The following is a 15,777-nucleotide window of genomic DNA, read 5'->3' as shown; positions in this document are numbered from 1 at the left end:
GTCCCCGCGCCGCCGCAGGCCGCCGGCATCGCCGCGACCCGCAATGCCGACGCAAGGCTCAGCGCCAGCCGCACAGGGACCGACCCACCGCATTGTGGGCCTTGGCCTGGCGGATGGTCTCGTCGGTGTCGGCGGCCGACCAGCGCAGCGGCAGGGCGGCGCGGCAGAACACGTCACTCCCGCCGCCAGCCGTCGGTGTCGCGCAGCCGGCGAGCATCGCCAGCATCGCGCTCAGCATCGCGGCGCGCCCGCGCCGCGCGATCCACAGCTTCCTGCGCATCCCGCTCTCCTTTCGCTCCCTGCGCCGCCCAGCCGGCCTGGGTGCCCTTGCGATAGGCCAGCAGCGCGGCGGCCACCGCCGCCGCGCCGAGGCCCGCCCGCACGCCCGCGAGCCGCACCAGCCCCAGCACCCCGAGGAGCGCGGGGATGGCCCAGGCCCACCACGGCAGGCCGTAGGCGAGCCATTCGGCGATCGTCCTCATGCGCCGCCCTCCCCGGCCGCCGGCAGCAGGTCCAGCGCCGCCGCCTGCCGGGCCCGACGCTGCTCGGCCCGCCACAGCCAAGCGAGCGCGCCGAGCGTCACCAGCACCCCGGCCACCGTCAGGCCCGCGAACAGCAGCGCCATGGGCCGCGAGGTGCCGGCCAGCGGCTCGATCTGCCGCGCCGCCTCCGAGAGCGCCGAGGTCATCGCCCCGCCCGCCGCCGCGCCCGCGGCCGCCTGCGGGCGCGGCAGCGGCGCCGCGCTGCCGGCCGGCGCCTTGGCGCCCGCGGGGGCCAGTGCCGCCACCGCCGCCGGCGCACCCTCGCGCACCCAGGCGCGGCCGGCGCGGCGCACGTCCTCCACCCGCCGCGCCCAGCCGGCGCCGAACACCGGCCAGGTGGCGAGGCTGCGCAGCATGGCGAGGCGGCGGTCGCAGATGGCGTCCACCAAAGCGGCGGGATCGGTCGAGGCGCGGGCGGCGGCCAGCGTCACCGTCCCCACCTGACCATCGGCGACAAGGCCGAGGCCGCGCTGAAGCCATTTGGCCGACTGGCCGGGACCGGAATTCACCGCGCCGTCGAACACCACATAGTCGAGGCCGGGGGGCAGATCGTCGGCGCGCACCGCGTCCCAATATTGCGTGCGGTAGATGTCCGTCAGCTCGCGTGCCGCGATCTGCCGCACCGGCCGGACCGGCAGACCGCGCGCGCTGCGGTAGCCGTCATAGACCCGCTGGATCACCCCGCGCATGGTGGGGCCGCCGGGATCGGCGGGATGGTTGGAATATCCGCCCTCATGCTGAAGGACGCGCGCGAGCGCGGCGTCGAAACTGGACGCGGCCATGGCCCTCTCCTATTTATGTGAAGCGGGGGCGCGACAGGCTCCCCGGACTGGATGACGCGAGGCGTTGCGATGGAACGGGCATTGGCCGTCATGTTTCTCGGCCTGACCCTGGTGGTCATCACCTTCGTCTTCTATCTGCAAGCCAACGCCATCGGCCTGCTCTACTGGCGGTCATTTCAGGGCAACGAGCTGACCTGCTATTATTACGGCGGCCTTAGCCTGCATCAGGTCACCTTCCACGACAGCCAGCGCAAATGCCCGATGACGCGGGAGAGCTGGTAGCCCGTCTCAGCCCGCCGCGGGCGGCAGGGCCGGGAACAGTTCCCGCGCCACCGCCGCCACGGGCAGCGCCGCCAGCGCCGCGTGCCGCGCCGCATGGGCGGGGTCGGTCAGGGTGGCGAGCGGCAGCACGAAGGTCTCCCCGTCGGCCAGCGCCAGCGGCGCCAGTTCCGCCCCGTCCGCCGTGGGGCCGCCGAGGCTGGCGGCCTCGGCCGCGGTCAGGATGAGGAAGTCGGGCGCGGTGTCCGGCGCGATGTCCATGTCAGGCTCCGTGTCCATGTCAGGCTCCGATGGCTGAGAGATAGGCGCGCAGCGCCGCGTCGAACGCGGCCATCTGCGCCGGGGTGAGGCTGCCGCCCATGAAGGCGGCGGCGAGCCGGCCGGTGCTGTTGATGAGCGGCCCGCCGAGATTGGTGCCGAGCAGATAGAATTCCAGGCCCGAGCTGGCGGTGGAGGTCGCCGTCGCGCTCTCCAGCACGACGCCGTTCTTGTAGCGCGCCTGCGCCGCCGGACCGCTGCGCACGGCGGCATAGAAGCCGGTGTCGAGGAAATTGGTGTAGGTGCCGACGGCCGTGATGCCGGTCTCGGTGACGGTCAGCGCGCAATAGCCGCCGTCCGCCGCCGCATAGCGGGCGATGTGGCTGCCGTGATAGGTCGGCGGCAGCAGCACGCCCATGGCGAGGCCCCGCCGCCCGTTCTCCTGCACCCACACGCCGAGGCTCGCCGCGTCCGTCTGGAACTGCGTCGCCGCGCCCGGCACGAAGCCGGTGCGCAGATAGGAGGCGGCGCCGTCCGACGCATAGCCGCGATCGGCCGCGAAGCCCGGACTGTTCACCTCGGTGAGGCCGTAGGCCGGCGCGATCCAGTTGAGTCGCGCCGCCTGCCCGTCGGCCGCCGCCAGCAGATAGAGCGCGTCGAGCTTCTGCCACACGCCGGCCGCCACCAGCGCGCCCACCAGCCGGTCGATCAGCCAGCGCCGCGAGGTGGGCGGCGGGCTGGCCATGCGCGCCACCAGCGCCTCCGCCTCCGGCCGCGCGAAGCCGTAGGCCGGCAGCGTCGCGCCGGGCACCTCGCAGGTGACATAATGGATCGCCACCCGCACCATGCCGCCGGTGAACGCGCCGCCCTGCGCGGTGAGGACCACCGGCGTATCGGCATAGACGGCGCGCGGGCCGATCACGCCGGCATTCACATTGCCAGCCGCCGCGCCGAGGTAGCCGCCGAACGCCTGCGGCTCGCCGGCGATGCCGCAATGATAGGCGGCGGCGCCGGTGACATTCTCCAGCGTGCGCGTGGACACGCCGAGCACGATGCCCCGGTCGGGGATGGCGATGGCGGTGGAAACGCTCGCGCCGAACAGGAACACGTCCTCCTCGCGCACATGAGCCGACAGCATGCCGCCGCGCGGCGCCGCCGCCAGCGGCGAGACCCAGGCGGCGCCGTCGTAAAGCGCCAGCCGGTGAGTGTCCGCCACATAGGCCAGCATGCCCGCCGCGCACGGCAGGAAATCCCACGCCCCGCTCTCATAGGCGGCGATCGTGCCCGCCTGCCCGGCGAAGGCGCCCGTCGCGCCTGCCGGCACGAACCAGCGCGCGCCCTCCCCCGGCGCCGCCGGCGGGGCGGTGGCGGTGAGGCTTTCGAGCCGCAGGTGCACCAGCGCGTCGAGCGTGCGCAGCGCCTCGTTATGGGTGACGTGCTTCTGCGACTGCGCGGCCGCGAGATAGGGCAGCGCGAGATTGGCGCTCGTCATGGCGGCCATGGGCAGGTCCTCGGTTGAAGGCGAAGGGAGGTCAGAGGGAGAAGGTGGCGGTGGCCGGCGCGCCGGCGCCGAGCACGGCGGAGAGCTGCGCCACGCGCACGGTGAGCGCCGCCTGCGGCGCGCCGAAATCGGCCAGTTCGGCGGCGGCCGGATAGAGGCAGGACGGCGCGGCCGCCTCCAGCACGCGCACCACGCCGCCGCCGGCGAGGATCTCCACGCGATAGAGCTCGCTCGCCTCGCCAAGCGGCACCTCCACCGGCGCCCAATTGTCGCCGTCGATGCGGGTGCGGCGGACCCAGGCGAAGGTGACGCCCGCCGCCGTGCGCGCGGCGGACAGGTGCACCGGCGCATAGGGCGCGAGCGCGGTGCCGGCGGCGGTGGCGGTGATCTCGCGCACCATGGCGTCGCCCTGGTCGCGGTCGGCGCGGCCGATGCGGTAGAGCACCGTGCGGCCAAGGTCCGACAGCCCTGCCGTGAGCGGGACGAGGGCCGCGTCGAGCAGCACCGCGCGGGTGCCGGACGGCCACGGCACGGCGCCCGCCGCCTCGGTGCCCGCCTGCCCGCGCAGCAGGCCGGAGAGCCGGTAGACGCCGCTCTCCAGCAGCGCCGCCTCGGTGAACTGGAGGATCTCCGGCGCCCGCCCGTCCGCCACCAGGGCGAGGGCATTGGCGCGCTCCAGCACCTCCGCCTCGCTGCGTCCGACCAGCGCCCCGGAGACGAGGCGCACGCGCAGCCGCGTCGAGCGGTCGAAACGCCACAGCGGACCCGGCGCCAGGTCGTCCAGGAGGGTGGCGACGGTGGCCGGCGCGCGCACCGCCGCCACGGCGGAGAAGCTCGCCCCGTCGCTGGAGCGCCACACCGCCAGCGTGCTCGGCCAGGGCGTGGCGCCGGCGGCGAGATACTGGAGGATCGGCGGATCGGTGCCGTCCAGCGCCGGCAGGTCGAGCACCTGCGCGAACGGCGGGCCGAAGGCGGCGGGCAGGGCCACCGCGCCGCGCGTTGCGGTGCCGAGCGGCGCGCGGAACACGGAGGGGTCGATGGAGCGCGCGGTCACCGCGCGGCCCGCGCCGTCGCTGATCTCGGTGATCTCCAGCCGGCGCGTGCGGCCGTCGCAGGTCAGGTCCACCATGTCGCCCGGCTGCAAGGCGAGGCGCGAAAGCGGCAGCGCGAAGCGCGCCTGCTCGCGCCCCGCCCACAGGTCCTGCAACCAGGTATCGGCGGCGCGCACCATCACCGCGTCGGAGGCCATCACCGCCACCTCCGCCCGCGCCACATGCCGGCTCGCGCCGGCGAGGCGGCGGGAGGAGACGGTGCTACGGCGGAAGTCGGCGCCGCCGTCGCCGAAGGTGATCTGCACCTCCAGCGGCAGTTCGCTCTCCTGCGCACGGGTCAGGCTGAGCGGCGCGGCATCCTCCTGCATCAGCAGATCGTCCTCGGTGAGGCTCGCCGCCAGCTCCGCGCCGCGCGGGCGGAACAGCAGGCGCGCGCCCTCCTCCGCCGCGTCGAAGGCGAAGGCGCGGGCCAAGGGCTCGATGGCGGCGCGGGCCGACATGGGCTGGTCCACCACATAGCCGTCCACGACGCCTTCGAGGCGGTCGGTCTCGATGTCGGCGAGGCCGTGGTCGGCGCAGATGGCGGCGACGAGGCCGTCCAGCGGCGCGGTGGCGAGCCGGCCGGTGAGCCAGTGGCCGGTCTCCCAGTTCGCCCCATCCGCCCACACGGCGGTGGCGAGGGGAAAGTGCGGGAAGGGCCGCGCGTCCCAGGTCCACAGATAGATGCCGATGGGGTCCACCATGTAGCCGCCCGCCACGCCCGCCGGCGGGTTGTCGGCCGCCGAGGCGCCGAAGGCCGGATCGAACGCGGCGGTCACCGCCTCCAGCATGCGGCGCTGGGCGAGGTCATCGCGGCTGCGGTTGGAGAAAGGCGGGAAGCCGCCCTCCGAGGACTTCGCATCGGGAAAGGTGCTGGGCCGGTTCGGCCCCTTGTCCACCGCGCCGCAGCCGGTCTCCATCAGCCGGATGGGCTTGGAGCCCGGCACCCAGGCGGTGGGGCTCGCCGCGCGCACGCCGCCGGGGCGCGGAAAATGCCCGAGGCCCCACCACGACCACAGGTCCTTCTGGCGGAACACCCAGGGCTCGCCATAGGCGCCGTCGGTGATCGGCGTGCGCGCCTGCGCGGCGCGGGCGGCCTCGCTGGCATAATACCAGTCGTAATTCTCGCCGCCGCGCAGGTTGCCCTTCAGATAGGCCCGGTCGTAGATGCTCCTCGCCCGCGCCAGATCGAGATGGCCGGCGCCGTCGCGCCAGTCGGCCAGCGGGGCGTAATGGTCGATGCCGACGAAGTCCACGGCGGGCGCGGCCCACAGTTCGTCGAGCGGAAAAGCCACCGTGCCGTCGGCGAACGCCTGCGCGCCATACTCGTCCCAATTGGCGCCGTAGGACACCTTGGTGCCGGCGCCCACCACCGCCTTGGCGTCAGCCGCCAGCGCGGCGAGGCGCGCGGCGGCGGGGAAGCTGCCGCCCGGCCCGCGCACCCGCGTCAGCGCCGCCAGCTCCGAGCCGATGAGCAGCGCCTCGACGCCGCCCACGTCGCGCGCCAGCACCGCATAATGCAGCACCATGCGGCGCAGGCTCCATTCGTCCGGCCCGGCATAGAGGATCATCGTGCCGAAGCGCGTGAAGTCGCCGGCCTGGGCGTGGCCGAACAGCGCGTCCACCTGCGCCTCCGCCTCGGCCGTGCCGTCCGGCGAGCCGGCGACGCCCGGCGCGGGATGGCAGGTGATGCGCCCGCGCCAGGGATAGGCCGCCTGCGTGATGCCGCCGCTCCACGGATCGGGCAGCGTGTTGCCGGCCGGGATGTCCATCATGACGAAGGGGTTCAGCGTCACCTCCAGGCCGCGCGCCTGGAGCGTCTGGATGGCGCCGATGATGCTCTCGTCCGAGGGCGTGCCGCCATAGGCCGCCGAGCCGCCATACCAGGAGACGGTGGCGGCGTCCGCGCGGGTGAGGCTGCCCACCATCCAGGTGGCGCCGCTGGTCTCCTTGTCCGCACGCTCCACCTTGGGCTCGATGCGGCAGGCGCCGGCGCGCAGGTCCGAGCCGAACCAGGTGATGACCAGGGAGACGCGCCGCACCCTCGGGCATTGCGCCTGGAGCTGGTCGAGCGCGGCGGCGAGATCGGTGGGCGCGGTGGCGGCGTGGCGGTTCTCCGGCGCATAGGCGCCGAGCCCGGTCACCCGCTGCACCAGGCGCGGCTCATAGCCGAACTCCGTCGCGCCGGGGATCAGCGTGACCGCGCGCACCTGCTGCTCCAGCTGGCCGACGGCGCGCTCCACCTCCACCGTGATCTGCGGCAGGCGGTTGCCGTAGTTCGCCAGCGGCAGGCGCTCGAACACCACATAGGCGAGGCCGCGATAGGCCGGCGTGTTGCCCGCGCCCTGCTTGGCCTCGATCCACGGATCGGGCGGCTGGTCGCCCCAGCCGTGATAGGTGCGCACGGTGATGCCGGTGAGGTCCAGCGGCTTGCCGTCGGCCCACATGCGGCCGATGCGCGAGACCGGCCCCTCGCACAAGGCGAGGGCGAAACTGGCGTAATAGAGATAGGTGATGGTGGTGGTCTTGGCCGCGCCCTGGCTGGTGCTCTTGCCGCCGCTCTGCGTGGTGGAGACGGAGGCCACCTCCTCCAGCTGCGTCGCCCAGATCACCTGCCCGCCGAGGCGCGCGCGGCCATAGACGCGCGGCACCCCGCCGCCGGCGCTCGACGTCATCACGTCGAGATCGGCGAGGCGCGCGCCGGTGACGGTGGTGCCCGAGCGCGCGCCGCCGATCAGCGTCTGGTCCAGCACCGCGCCGCCGAGCGCGCCGAGCGCGCGGCCGGCGATGGCGCCGATGGGGCCGAACAGCGCGCCGCCGATGACGCCGCCCGCCGCGCCGAGAAGGAGCGTCGCCATGGATGGTTCTCCGATGCTGGAGGGGAATGCGCGATGGGGCGCGCGGCCCCGGTCAGTCCGCGCCGGGGAAGGCGAAGACGAAGGCGAGATGGCGCCGCCACCAGGGCGTCAGGTGGCCCTCGCACACCGCCGCGCCGTCATAGGCGTGGACCATGCGCGCGGGCGTGGCGAGGATGGCGCAGTGCTTGGCCGGCAGGTGGGCGCGGAAGCGGAACAGCAGCACGTCGCCCGGCGCCATGGCCTCCGGCGCGACGGCGACCAGATGGCGCCGCGCGGCGGCCGCCAGCGTCTCCGCCCGCAGCGCCTCGGCCCAGTCCGGCGCATAGGGCGGCAGCGCCTCCGGCTCGGCGCCGTTGAGCGCGCGCCACACCCCGCGCACCAGGCCGAGGCAGTCGGCCCCATGCCCCTTGGCCGAGGCGCGATGATGATAGGGCGTGCCGATCCAGCCGCGCGCCTCGGCGACGATGCGCGCGCGCAGGACGGCGCCGGCGGGCGCGCTCATGCCAGCGTGCCGCCGTCATAGCCGCCCTCGCCGGGCACGGCGATGGCGAGCACGAAGTCGTTGCCCGGCATGTGCGGGCAGCCGCGGAAATTCAGCGCGTTGGCGAAGCGGTCGCGGCAGGTGGCAAAGCGCTTGTCGCAGCCGGCGGTGAGGCCGAACGGATCGCCCGCCGCCACCCCTTCCGGCGGCGCCTGCCAGAGGTCGAGCACCACGCCGCCGGCCTCCGCCGCATGCGCCTTCACCTCGCAGGCGAAGCCCGCCGCCGCCCCGCCCACGAGGGCGAAGCGGCCGCGCGTGAACCAGCCGTCCTGCTGCCACGGCCCGGCGACGCGCAGCCGCCCGCCGGCCTCGCGCGCCAGCACGACGCCATCGGCGCGATAGGTGCCCTGGGCGAGATCGACGCCGCAGCGGGCATCGCCGAGGTCGGCGTCGCACAGCGCGGCGAACACCCGGCCGCGGGTCTGGTTCAGCGCGTCGGCGAGGCCGCGCAGCTCGGCGGTGAAGGCGAGGCCCTGGCGGCGCACCTCGCCCAGCGTGCCCCGGCGCAGCAGCACGGACACGCCGGGGTCGCTCCAGTCGATGAGCAGCAGGTCGACGGTGGCCCCGTCATAGAGGCCGGCTGCGAGGGCGGCCTCGTCCAGCGTATCGGCGCTGAGCGCGCCGGAGACCTCCGCGCCGGTGACGCCGAGGCCCTGGGCGAGCGTGCTCTCGCTGCCGGCGATGCCGCTCGCCGCGCGGAAGGCGAGGCCCTCCACCACGAGGTCGCGGTCATGGTCGGTGAAGCCCTGCACCAGGCCGTCGCGGCGGGTCAGCCGCCAGCCGGTGCAGAGCGTGGTGGCGCCGCGCGCGAGGGCGGCGGTCATGGCATCGGGCAGCGTGCGCATGGCGGCCTCTCAGGGCTGGATCTCGACGATGGGGATGCGCGGGATCTCGCCCGCCGCGAAATGGGAGAGATTGATCTCCAGATAATCGGTGTCGAAGCGCACCGGCACGTCGAACACGAAGCCCGCCGAGACGGTGGCGCCGGCGGCCGGCGCGCGGCCGGCCGCGAAGATCACCGTGCCGGTGGAGAGGTCGCAGGTGAATGCGTCCTCCCCCTGCTCGGCGCCGCCGACGGCGACGCGCACGGTGCCCGGCGCGGGCTTGGCGATGCGCCGCACGTAGGGCGCCACCAGCCCGCCATAGGTCTTGGTCAGGGCGAACATGCGCGTGGCGCCGTCGCCGCTGCCGATGACCTGGTCGTGCGGCGTCACGGGGCTGCCCGGCGGGCTGGATGCGGGGTCCATCGGGTCGCGCCAGCGGAAGCCGTAAAGGCGTCCGCGGCGCTCCTCGAAAAAGGCCAGGACGGCGTGCAGCGCGGCGAGCGATTTCACCCCGTATCCGGCGTCCCACCGGCGGCGCGAATCAGCGCGTCGCGTGTTGCGCTCCTCGCGCCCGGTGGCGGTTGTGACGATCTCCGTCACGCGTTCCGGGCCGCCTGCGGCACCGCGCGCCACGTCGATCGGAAACAAAACCTCATGAAAGGAGGGCATCTTATGTCTAATCCCTTCAATTCTGGCGTTCCGTTAATAAAATCAGTCTTGACATAGTTGAGTGCGACGCTTTGACTTCAGGCCCGTCGTAAAGGATGGAGCCGCGTGATGGCCACGAAGACCCGGAAGACGACCGTCGCCGCCAAGGCGCCGGCTGCGAAAAAGACCGAAGCTGCGCCCCCGGCTGCACCCACGCCGGTCGCCGCGAAAGCCCCTGCCAAGGCGCCCGCCAAAGCGGCTGCGAAGGCACCCGCCAAGGCCGCTGCCAAAGCCCCGGCGAAGGCCCCCGCGAAGGCGGCTGCCAAACCGGCCGCGAAGCCTGCCGTGAAGGCCGCTGCCAAGAGCGCGCCGAAGGCTGCCGCCAAGGCCGCCGCGAAGCCCGCCGAGGCGGCGCCCGCGAAGGCCGCCCCCAAGGCCGCGAAGGCCCCGGCGAAGGCCGCGGCTCCGAAGGCCGCCGCCGCGAAGGCGCCGGCCAAGGCCGCCGCGCCGAAGGCCGCGAAGGCCCCGGCGAAGGCCGCCGCCGCGCCCAAGACCGCCGAGAAGGCCCCGGCCGTGAAGGCCGCGCCGAAGGCCAAGGCGCCCGCCAAGGCGGCTGCCAAGCCCGCCGCGAAGGCGGCTCCCGCGCCCAAGGCCCCGGCCGCGCCCAAGGCCGCCCCGAAGGCCGCCGCCAAGAAGAAGTGACCCCTCCGCGCGCCGCGCTCCCATGGGGCGCGGCGTGCCGGCGGCGGGGCGGCGGAGCCGCCGTCCCTCGCCCCCGCTTCCCGCCCGCCGCCCCTCGTGGGGCGCACGTCATGGGCAGCGCGTCTTGAGGCGCACGTCATGGGGCGCATGTCTTGGGGCGTATGTCTTGGGGCGCATGTCACAGATCGCGCGTCATGGATCGCCGGTCCCGCCGCCCGCCATCGGCCTGCCGCTTGGGCATCTGCCCTGCCGGTGCCTGTCTGACAGCCCCTGGCTGGCCGATCTCTCCCTTGCCGACCACTCCCCTTGCCGACGTCCGCCTCGCCGCGTTCGCCATACCGGCCTGCGCCTGGCGCGTCGGCATGCAGCCTCCGCCCCGTTCCGGGCCGGACCAGCCGCCGGACGGCGTGCGTCTGGTAGGGGAACGATCAATAGGTGCGCGCCCAAGAGGTGCGCACCGCCGCGACGCCTCCCCGCTCTCTCCATGCCGCCCCGCAGTCCCGCAGTCCCGCAGTCCCGCAGTCCCGCAGTCCCGCCTCCGGCGCGTCGCGCGTGATCGCGCCGCGCCGGCCGGGGGGCTTTGCACCGGGCGCCGCCTGCCCTACCCTGCCGTCCTGCGGCCGCCGGACGGCCGCGCGGGAGAAACTGGCATGCCCCGGATGCCCGAACGCCACAGGCACGGCCGCGCCGCCGGCCGCATCGCCTTCATCGCCGCCCTCCTCGCCGCCACGGCGGCGGTGGCGGGAGAGGCGCCCGCGCGCCCAGATGCCGCCTGCGCGGCCATGGGCGCCGGCTTCCGGCGCGTGCCGGGCTCGGACACCTGCGTGCAGATCAGCGGCAGCGCGGACGTGACCGTGGGGCGCGGCGCCGCCGCCAGCAACGCGCCGAACCAGGGCCTGCAGAACACGCCCTCCGCCGGAGCCACCACCGCGACCCCCGACCCCTGGCAGCGCACGCGCTAGGCTGGATCGACAGTCAGACCCGATGCCTCTGTAACAGCGAGTTCTCACCCCCAATCCCGCACGCCGCCCCCCCTTGCGGGGGAGGGTTGGACAGGGGGGTGAAACGCGCGCCGATCACAACCGCTGTGTGATCCGGGGTGCGCCCGCTTAGGTGCCCGTGCGCCGATGCGCAAGACGGCAGGCCGGGGTGAAAGGGGATGGCGTTTCACCCCCCTCCCTGCCCTCCCCCGCAAGGGGGGAGGTGCCCCGACCTGTGCTTGCGCCGGCCCGCCCCGCACGAGCACCCCCTCATAGGTGGGCGGGCACCAGCAAGCGCCTGGCGTCGCCACAGGGTCTCGGCCACAAGAACCTTGAGGCACAAGGGTGTTGGCAACAGGAGTGTTGGTCCCGAGACCCGCGGTCGGATGAATGTCGATCGGCGCCAGAGCCGGCCGGCCCGTGCCCGGCCACGGCGCGCGGAGTGCGCGCCGGCTGTCTTGGCTGCTTCCGTCTGGACTGTCGATCCGCCCCGCCCCGGGCCGGTTCCACGCTGGGGCCGGCGCGAATACTGTCCGGCCGCCCGCCCCTCACAGGCTGCGCTGACCCCGCGCCACAGCGCGGGCGATGAGGCCGGAGAGATAGGCGTCCGAGCGGCGGAAGGCGCCGGGGTCCGGCGTCGCCACGGTGACGTTCACTTGCGTGCGGCCGGCCTCGCCCTGGGTGCGCACGCCGAGCGCGCCGTCGGCGCCGCGGCTGAGCGGCAGGATGGCCTCCGCCCCCGCCTCGCCCATCAGGCCGGTGCCGGAGCTCATGGGGAAATAGGTCGGCGCGGACACGACGCCGCCGTCGGCGAAGGCGCGCACGCCCCCGCCCTGGAGCACGCCGCCATCGGCAAAGGCGGTGCCGAGGATCTGGCTGATGGTGCCGCCGATCCCCTGCTCCAGCGGCTTCAGTGCTGCGTTGAGCGCCAGGTTGGAGAGCCGCTGGCCGAGGCCGGAGATGACGTCGTCGAGGTCGCGGCCCTTCACCGCGACGCCGGTGAAGGCGTCGGTGAGCGCGCTGCCGAACGAGCGCGCCGGCGCCTGCGCGGCGGTCAGCGCCGCCGAGACGCTGGTGCCGAGGGCGCGCGCGGAGGCTTCCGCCTCCGCCACCCCGGCGGTGAAGGCGGAGGTGTCGGCGGTGATCGCCACCGCCACGCTGTCGATGGTGTCCATGGGTCTGCCTCAGCCTCGCGAAGGAGCATCGGGAAAGCGCGCCATCAGCGCGGCGAGCCCGCTGCGGTCGAGCGCCGCGCCGGCGGGCGGCGCGCCGCCGAGCGCCCGCGCGGCGGCGGCCAGTTCGCGCGGCGTCATCGCCCAGAAGGCGCACGGGGACAGCCGCAGGTGGCCGAGGCCGAACCCCATGGCCGCGTCCCAGGGAAAGGGACGCGCCGGGGCCGCGCTCACGGCGCCTGCGGCGGCGGAGGGCGGGCGGGGTCCGCAGCCTCCGGCGCGCCGAAGGTGGCGGCGAGCAGCGCCGAGACGATGCGCGCGAAGCCGGCCGCGCCGCCCTCCGCGCGCAGCCCCGCCACCTCGGCGTCGGAGATCGCCGCGCCCGCGCCGCGCAGGCCGGCGCCGATGACCCGCGCCATGTCTGCGGCGGCGAGCCGGCCGCGCCCGAAGCGCTCGGCCAGCGCCACCAGGTCGTCCACAGCGAAGGCGGCTTCCAGTTCCGCCAGCGCGCCCAGCGTCAGCACGAGGGTGCGGCTCTCGCCGTCGAGCACGGCGCAGATCTCGCCGCGATGCCTGTTGGCCATCTCCGCCCTCCTCACAGCGCGGCGAAGGCGAGGACGCCCGCGCTCTCCAGCGTGAGGTCGAAGGTCACCGCGCCGTCATGCGCGGCGGCCAGCTCCAGCGCCGAGACCTGGAACGGGCCGGAGACGGTGCCGAAATCCGGGATCACCACCTGGCAGTCGCGCAGCTCGCCCTCGAAGAAGGCGGTGCGCACCAGCGCGTCGGAGGCGGCGTCCTTGAACACGCCGGAGCCGGAGATGCTGGCGCGCTTCACCCCCGCCCCGGCCAGCAGCTCGCGCCAGCGGCCGGCGCTCTCCGCATGGGTCACGTCCACGGTCTGGGCGTTGAAGGCGAGCGTGCGCGAGCGCAGGCCCGCGACCGTCACGTAGGTCGCCCCGTCATACATCTTCAGCAGCAGGTCCTTGCCCTTCTGCGCGGCCATCGCATCCTCCTTGCGGGTCGAGAGATCAGAGCGGCTCGGTGAGCGCGCGGAAGCGCACCAGGCCGTGGAAGGTCCGCCCGTCGCCGTCGCGGCGCACCTCGGCGGTGGTGGCGCGCAGCAGCGCCAGCGCGTGGCCGGGCAGCGCCAGCGGCGCCTCGTGCAGCGCCTCCTGCACGGCGGCGGCGAGCGCCATCGCCTCGGCCCGCCCGCCCGCGCGGGAGAAGACGTGCAGCGTGAGCGCCTGATCGCTGCCGCCCTCGGTGGCGGTGGACCAGTCGGACACCACCGCCTCGCCCAGCGTCACGAAGGGAAAGGCCGCGTCCTTGGGCGGCACGTCATGGATGCGCCCGGCGAGCAGCGCGTCGAGCGGCCCGTCGGCGGCGAGGCGGGCCTGGATGGCACCGCGCAGGGCGCGGGCGGCGGAGAGCGGCGCGCTCATGCCCCGCCTCCCCGCCGGACGGCGGCGACGGCGGCCAGCGCCGGCGCCAGCCACGGGTCGGCGGGCGTGGCGAGGCCGCCGGTCTCGCGCGCCACAGCGGCGGGATCCGCGCTGCCCACGGTGCGGCGGCCGGGCGCGGCCTCCACCTGCGGCGGGGCGCCGAGGCGGGCGGCGGCGGCACCGGCGAGGGCGGCGGCGGCCGCGTCGAGCGCGGCCTCCACGCGATCCTGCGACAGGCGGGCCTGAAGCCGCGCGGCGAGCCCGTCGAGCCCGGACAGGCGGGCGGTGGCGATCAGCGCGGGCGTGGTTGTGGTGGCGGTCACGGCTGTTCCTCCCGGCAATGGACGCGTGTGAAGCGGCCCCGCCCGTCGGGGTCGGAGGTGGCCTCCACCGCGAGGCGGCGGGCGCCGAGGCGCAGCAGGTCGCCGGCGGCGATGCTGTTGGGCGCGCGCACCGTCACCCGCACGGTGGCGAGGCCGAAGCGGCGTTCCTCGGCGAAGGCGCCGGCCGCGCTCTCCTCCACCGCCGCCCACAGGCGATCCACGGTGACGAAGCTGACGGTGACGCCGCCGATGCCGTCCGGCGTCTCCACCGGCGCCTGATGGTCGATGCGGTGGCGCAGCGCGCCGATGCCGCTCACAGCCGCACCATCCGGTAGGGCGCCAGCAGCGTCGTGACGGTGGCCGGCAGGCGCATGGTATCGCCCGGCGCGTCGCGATGCTCGTGGAAGTGGGCCAGCACCAGCCGCACCGCCTGGACGAGATCCTCCGGCACGTCGGCGGCGGCGGGGCCGTAGCCGGCCAGGATGTCGATCTCGATGCCGCCCGGCGCTGGCCCGGGCGCGGGCACCCGGGCGAGGTTCACATGCACCAGCGCCGGGGCACGCCCGGCGGCGAGGCTCAGCGCGCCGTCCACAACCTCCAGCACGGTCCCGCCGGCGCCGCGCACCCGCGCGGCGGAAATGGCCGCCACCGGCGCCACCGGCAGCGGGAAAACGCCGCTGGGCGGCCAGACGTCGCGCACCACGCGCCAGCTCTGGTGGATGAGCGCGCGGCCGGTGGCCGCCTCCACCATGCGCCGGGCGGCGGCGACCAGCGCCGCCACCAGAGCGTCGGCATCGTCCGCGTCGAGGCGCAGATAGGCCTTGGCCTCGGCGAGCGTCAGCGGCTCGGCGGCGGGGCCGGCGATACGTTGGGACATGGCGTGCTCCATGGCGGGCGGCGGGGAAAAAGGTCGCGGGCGGACGGGAACACGCGGCGCGGGGCCGCTTGCCGGTGCGGCAGCGGGTTGACCCGGCGCGGCCCGGCGGGCCACAAATGCCTGCGCTCGAAGTGAGGGGTCCGTTTGCCTGGTGTTTCGTTGATCGGTCGCGGCGCCATCTGCGCCGTGCTTCTGGGGGCGGGAGCGCTTCTGCTCCAGGCGCCGCCGGCTCAGGCCATCGTCTCCGGGCGCTCCGGCGGCGGCGTGGCCGGGCCGCATACGGTGATGATCGTCTCGACGCGGGGCGCCTCGTGCTCGGGCACGGCGATCGCGCCCGACCTCGTGCTGACCGCCGCCCATTGCGTGGCGCCGCCGGGCAATTACGCCGTGGCCCTGGTGGGGGCGGCGACGCCGCGCCTCATCCCGGCGCTGCGCATCTCAGTGCACCCGCGCTTCGATCCCGACCAGTATCGCAACCGCCACCCGACGCCGGACCTGGCATTGGTGAAGCTGGCCGAGGCGCTGCCGTCGAGCATCCGGCCGGCGCCGCTCTCCGACGACGCCAACCTGCCGGCGCGGGGCACCGAATTCCTGGTCGCCGGCTTCGGCATGTCGTCGGACGGGGCGGACGCCACCGCCGGCACGCTGCGCTGCGTCTCGCTGCCGAGCGTGGGCACCACGGGCGGCATCATGGCGCGGCTGTCGCCGACCCTCGGCCTTGCCGGCGCCTGCACCGGCGACAGCGGCGGCCCGGCCTTCCTCGGCAACACGCTGGCCGGCGTGATCGGCTGGGCCACCGGCCCCGGCGGCGCGCGCGGCTGCGGCGGCGTCACCGGCATTACCTTGGTGGGCCTCCACCGCGACTGGATCGACGCCACCGCCGGCAAGCTCGGCAGCCCGCTGAAGGAGTGAGGCGAGCAAAGCCCTCTCCCGCGTGCGGGAGAGGGAGCGTGGTGC

The 15,777-nt window shown here is 75.0% G+C and carries 20 protein-coding genes; 4 read left to right on the top strand and 16 right to left on the bottom strand.

Going from position 1 to position 15,777, the window contains the following annotated elements:
- Positions 1-173: 173 nt before the first annotated feature.
- Both YU1_RS28635 and YU1_RS0108605 read right to left on the bottom strand, forming a co-directional pair.
- Positions 174-482: a hypothetical protein gene (locus YU1_RS28635; protein WP_084539752.1), complete on the bottom strand. Its 309-nt coding sequence runs from the start codon at positions 480-482 to the stop codon at positions 174-176.
- Positions 479-1,324: a glycoside hydrolase family 108 protein gene (locus YU1_RS0108605; protein ID WP_029003717.1), complete on the bottom strand. Its 846-nt coding sequence runs from the start codon at positions 1,322-1,324 to the stop codon at positions 479-481. Before YU1_RS0108605 ends, YU1_RS28635 begins: the two co-directional genes overlap by 4 nt.
- An 81-nt stretch (positions 1,325-1,405) precedes the next feature.
- On the opposite strand from YU1_RS0108605, the gene YU1_RS0108600 reads away from it, so the two are divergent.
- Positions 1,406-1,606, top strand: a complete 201-nt coding sequence (locus tag YU1_RS0108600; RefSeq protein WP_029003716.1) for a hypothetical protein — start codon at positions 1,406-1,408, stop codon at positions 1,604-1,606.
- A gap of 6 nt (positions 1,607-1,612) precedes the next feature.
- Here YU1_RS0108600 and YU1_RS0108595 read toward each other — a convergent pair whose 3' ends face one another.
- From YU1_RS0108595 to YU1_RS0108570, 6 genes are read right to left on the bottom strand one after another with little or no spacing between them, the layout of a single operon-like run.
- Positions 1,613-1,882, bottom strand: a complete 270-nt coding sequence (locus tag YU1_RS0108595; protein WP_029003715.1) for a hypothetical protein — start codon at positions 1,880-1,882, stop codon at positions 1,613-1,615.
- 1 nt (position 1,883) lies between these two features.
- The gene (locus tag YU1_RS34830; RefSeq protein ID WP_342446987.1) at positions 1,884-3,362 is read right to left on the bottom strand and encodes a DUF2793 domain-containing protein; all 1,479 of its coding nucleotides are present in this window, start codon (positions 3,360-3,362) and stop codon (positions 1,884-1,886) included.
- A gap of 31 nt (positions 3,363-3,393) precedes the next feature.
- Positions 3,394-7,311: a baseplate multidomain protein megatron gene (locus YU1_RS0108585; RefSeq protein ID WP_029003714.1), complete on the bottom strand. Its 3,918-nt coding sequence runs from the start codon at positions 7,309-7,311 to the stop codon at positions 3,394-3,396.
- A 52-nt stretch (positions 7,312-7,363) separates the two neighbouring features.
- Positions 7,364-7,813 (bottom strand): NlpC/P60 family protein, encoded by a 450-nt coding sequence (locus YU1_RS0108580; RefSeq protein ID WP_029003713.1) that lies wholly within the window; start codon positions 7,811-7,813, stop codon positions 7,364-7,366.
- Positions 7,810-8,697 carry a DUF2163 domain-containing protein gene (locus YU1_RS0108575; RefSeq protein ID WP_029003712.1) on the bottom strand — a complete coding sequence of 296 codons (888 nt, stop codon included), beginning with the start codon at positions 8,695-8,697 and terminating at the stop codon, positions 7,810-7,812. The genes YU1_RS0108580 and YU1_RS0108575 overlap by 4 nt, the downstream gene beginning before the upstream one ends.
- A gap of 9 nt (positions 8,698-8,706) precedes the next feature.
- Positions 8,707-9,345: a DUF2460 domain-containing protein gene (locus YU1_RS0108570; RefSeq protein WP_029003711.1), complete on the bottom strand. Its 639-nt coding sequence runs from the start codon at positions 9,343-9,345 to the stop codon at positions 8,707-8,709.
- A gap of 324 nt (positions 9,346-9,669) precedes the next feature.
- Here YU1_RS0108570 and YU1_RS33960 point away from each other — a divergent pair, with 324 nt between their 5' ends.
- Together YU1_RS33960 and YU1_RS28620 are read left to right on the top strand one after the other, a co-directional pair.
- Positions 9,670-10,026: a hypothetical protein gene (locus YU1_RS33960; RefSeq protein WP_198018870.1), complete on the top strand. Its 357-nt coding sequence runs from the start codon at positions 9,670-9,672 to the stop codon at positions 10,024-10,026.
- Between the two features lie 650 nt (positions 10,027-10,676).
- Entirely contained in the window at positions 10,677-10,988 is a 312-nt protein-coding gene (locus YU1_RS28620; RefSeq protein WP_035714538.1) for a hypothetical protein, read from the top strand.
- A gap of 566 nt (positions 10,989-11,554) precedes the next feature.
- Here the strand turns inward: YU1_RS28620 and YU1_RS0108555 are convergent.
- The 8 genes from YU1_RS0108555 to YU1_RS0108520 are packed head-to-tail and all read right to left on the bottom strand — an operon-like array spanning position 11,555 to position 14,820.
- Positions 11,555-12,181 carry a phage tail tape measure protein gene (locus YU1_RS0108555; RefSeq protein WP_029003710.1) on the bottom strand — a complete coding sequence of 209 codons (627 nt, stop codon included), beginning with the start codon at positions 12,179-12,181 and terminating at the stop codon, positions 11,555-11,557.
- Positions 12,182-12,190: 9 nt separating this feature from the next.
- Positions 12,191-12,412 (bottom strand): rcc01693 family protein, encoded by a 222-nt coding sequence (locus tag YU1_RS0108550; RefSeq protein ID WP_084539751.1) that lies wholly within the window; start codon positions 12,410-12,412, stop codon positions 12,191-12,193.
- Positions 12,409-12,762, bottom strand: a complete 354-nt coding sequence (locus tag YU1_RS0108545) for a GTA-gp10 family protein (protein ID WP_029003708.1) — start codon at positions 12,760-12,762, stop codon at positions 12,409-12,411. Before YU1_RS0108545 ends, YU1_RS0108550 begins: the two co-directional genes overlap by 4 nt.
- Before the next feature lie 11 nt (positions 12,763-12,773).
- Complete coding sequence (locus YU1_RS0108540; RefSeq protein ID WP_029003707.1) at positions 12,774-13,181, bottom strand: phage major tail protein, TP901-1 family; 408 nt, start codon at positions 13,179-13,181, stop codon at positions 12,774-12,776.
- A gap of 25 nt (positions 13,182-13,206) precedes the next feature.
- Complete coding sequence (locus tag YU1_RS0108535) at positions 13,207-13,620, bottom strand: DUF3168 domain-containing protein (protein WP_029003706.1); 414 nt, start codon at positions 13,618-13,620, stop codon at positions 13,207-13,209.
- Entirely contained in the window at positions 13,617-13,943 is a 327-nt protein-coding gene (locus YU1_RS0108530) for a hypothetical protein (RefSeq protein ID WP_029003705.1), read from the bottom strand. Before YU1_RS0108530 ends, YU1_RS0108535 begins: the two co-directional genes overlap by 4 nt.
- Positions 13,940-14,260 (bottom strand): phage head closure protein, encoded by a 321-nt coding sequence (locus YU1_RS0108525; protein WP_029003704.1) that lies wholly within the window; start codon positions 14,258-14,260, stop codon positions 13,940-13,942. Before YU1_RS0108525 ends, YU1_RS0108530 begins: the two co-directional genes overlap by 4 nt.
- A complete protein-coding gene (locus YU1_RS0108520; protein ID WP_029003703.1) occupies positions 14,257-14,820 on the bottom strand; it encodes a head-tail connector protein in 564 nt (187 codons plus the stop codon). Before YU1_RS0108520 ends, YU1_RS0108525 begins: the two co-directional genes overlap by 4 nt.
- 159 nt (positions 14,821-14,979) lie before the next feature.
- Here YU1_RS0108520 and YU1_RS0108515 point away from each other — a divergent pair, with 159 nt between their 5' ends.
- Positions 14,980-15,732 (top strand): S1 family peptidase, encoded by a 753-nt coding sequence (locus YU1_RS0108515; protein WP_029003702.1) that lies wholly within the window; start codon positions 14,980-14,982, stop codon positions 15,730-15,732.
- The last annotated feature ends 45 nt before the right edge of the window (positions 15,733-15,777 follow it).

Source organism: Azorhizobium doebereinerae UFLA1-100 (assembly GCF_000473085.1).
Lineage (GTDB): Bacteria > Pseudomonadota > Alphaproteobacteria > Rhizobiales > Xanthobacteraceae > Azorhizobium > Azorhizobium doebereinerae.
This window is presented reverse-complemented; position numbering and strand designations above follow the sequence as displayed.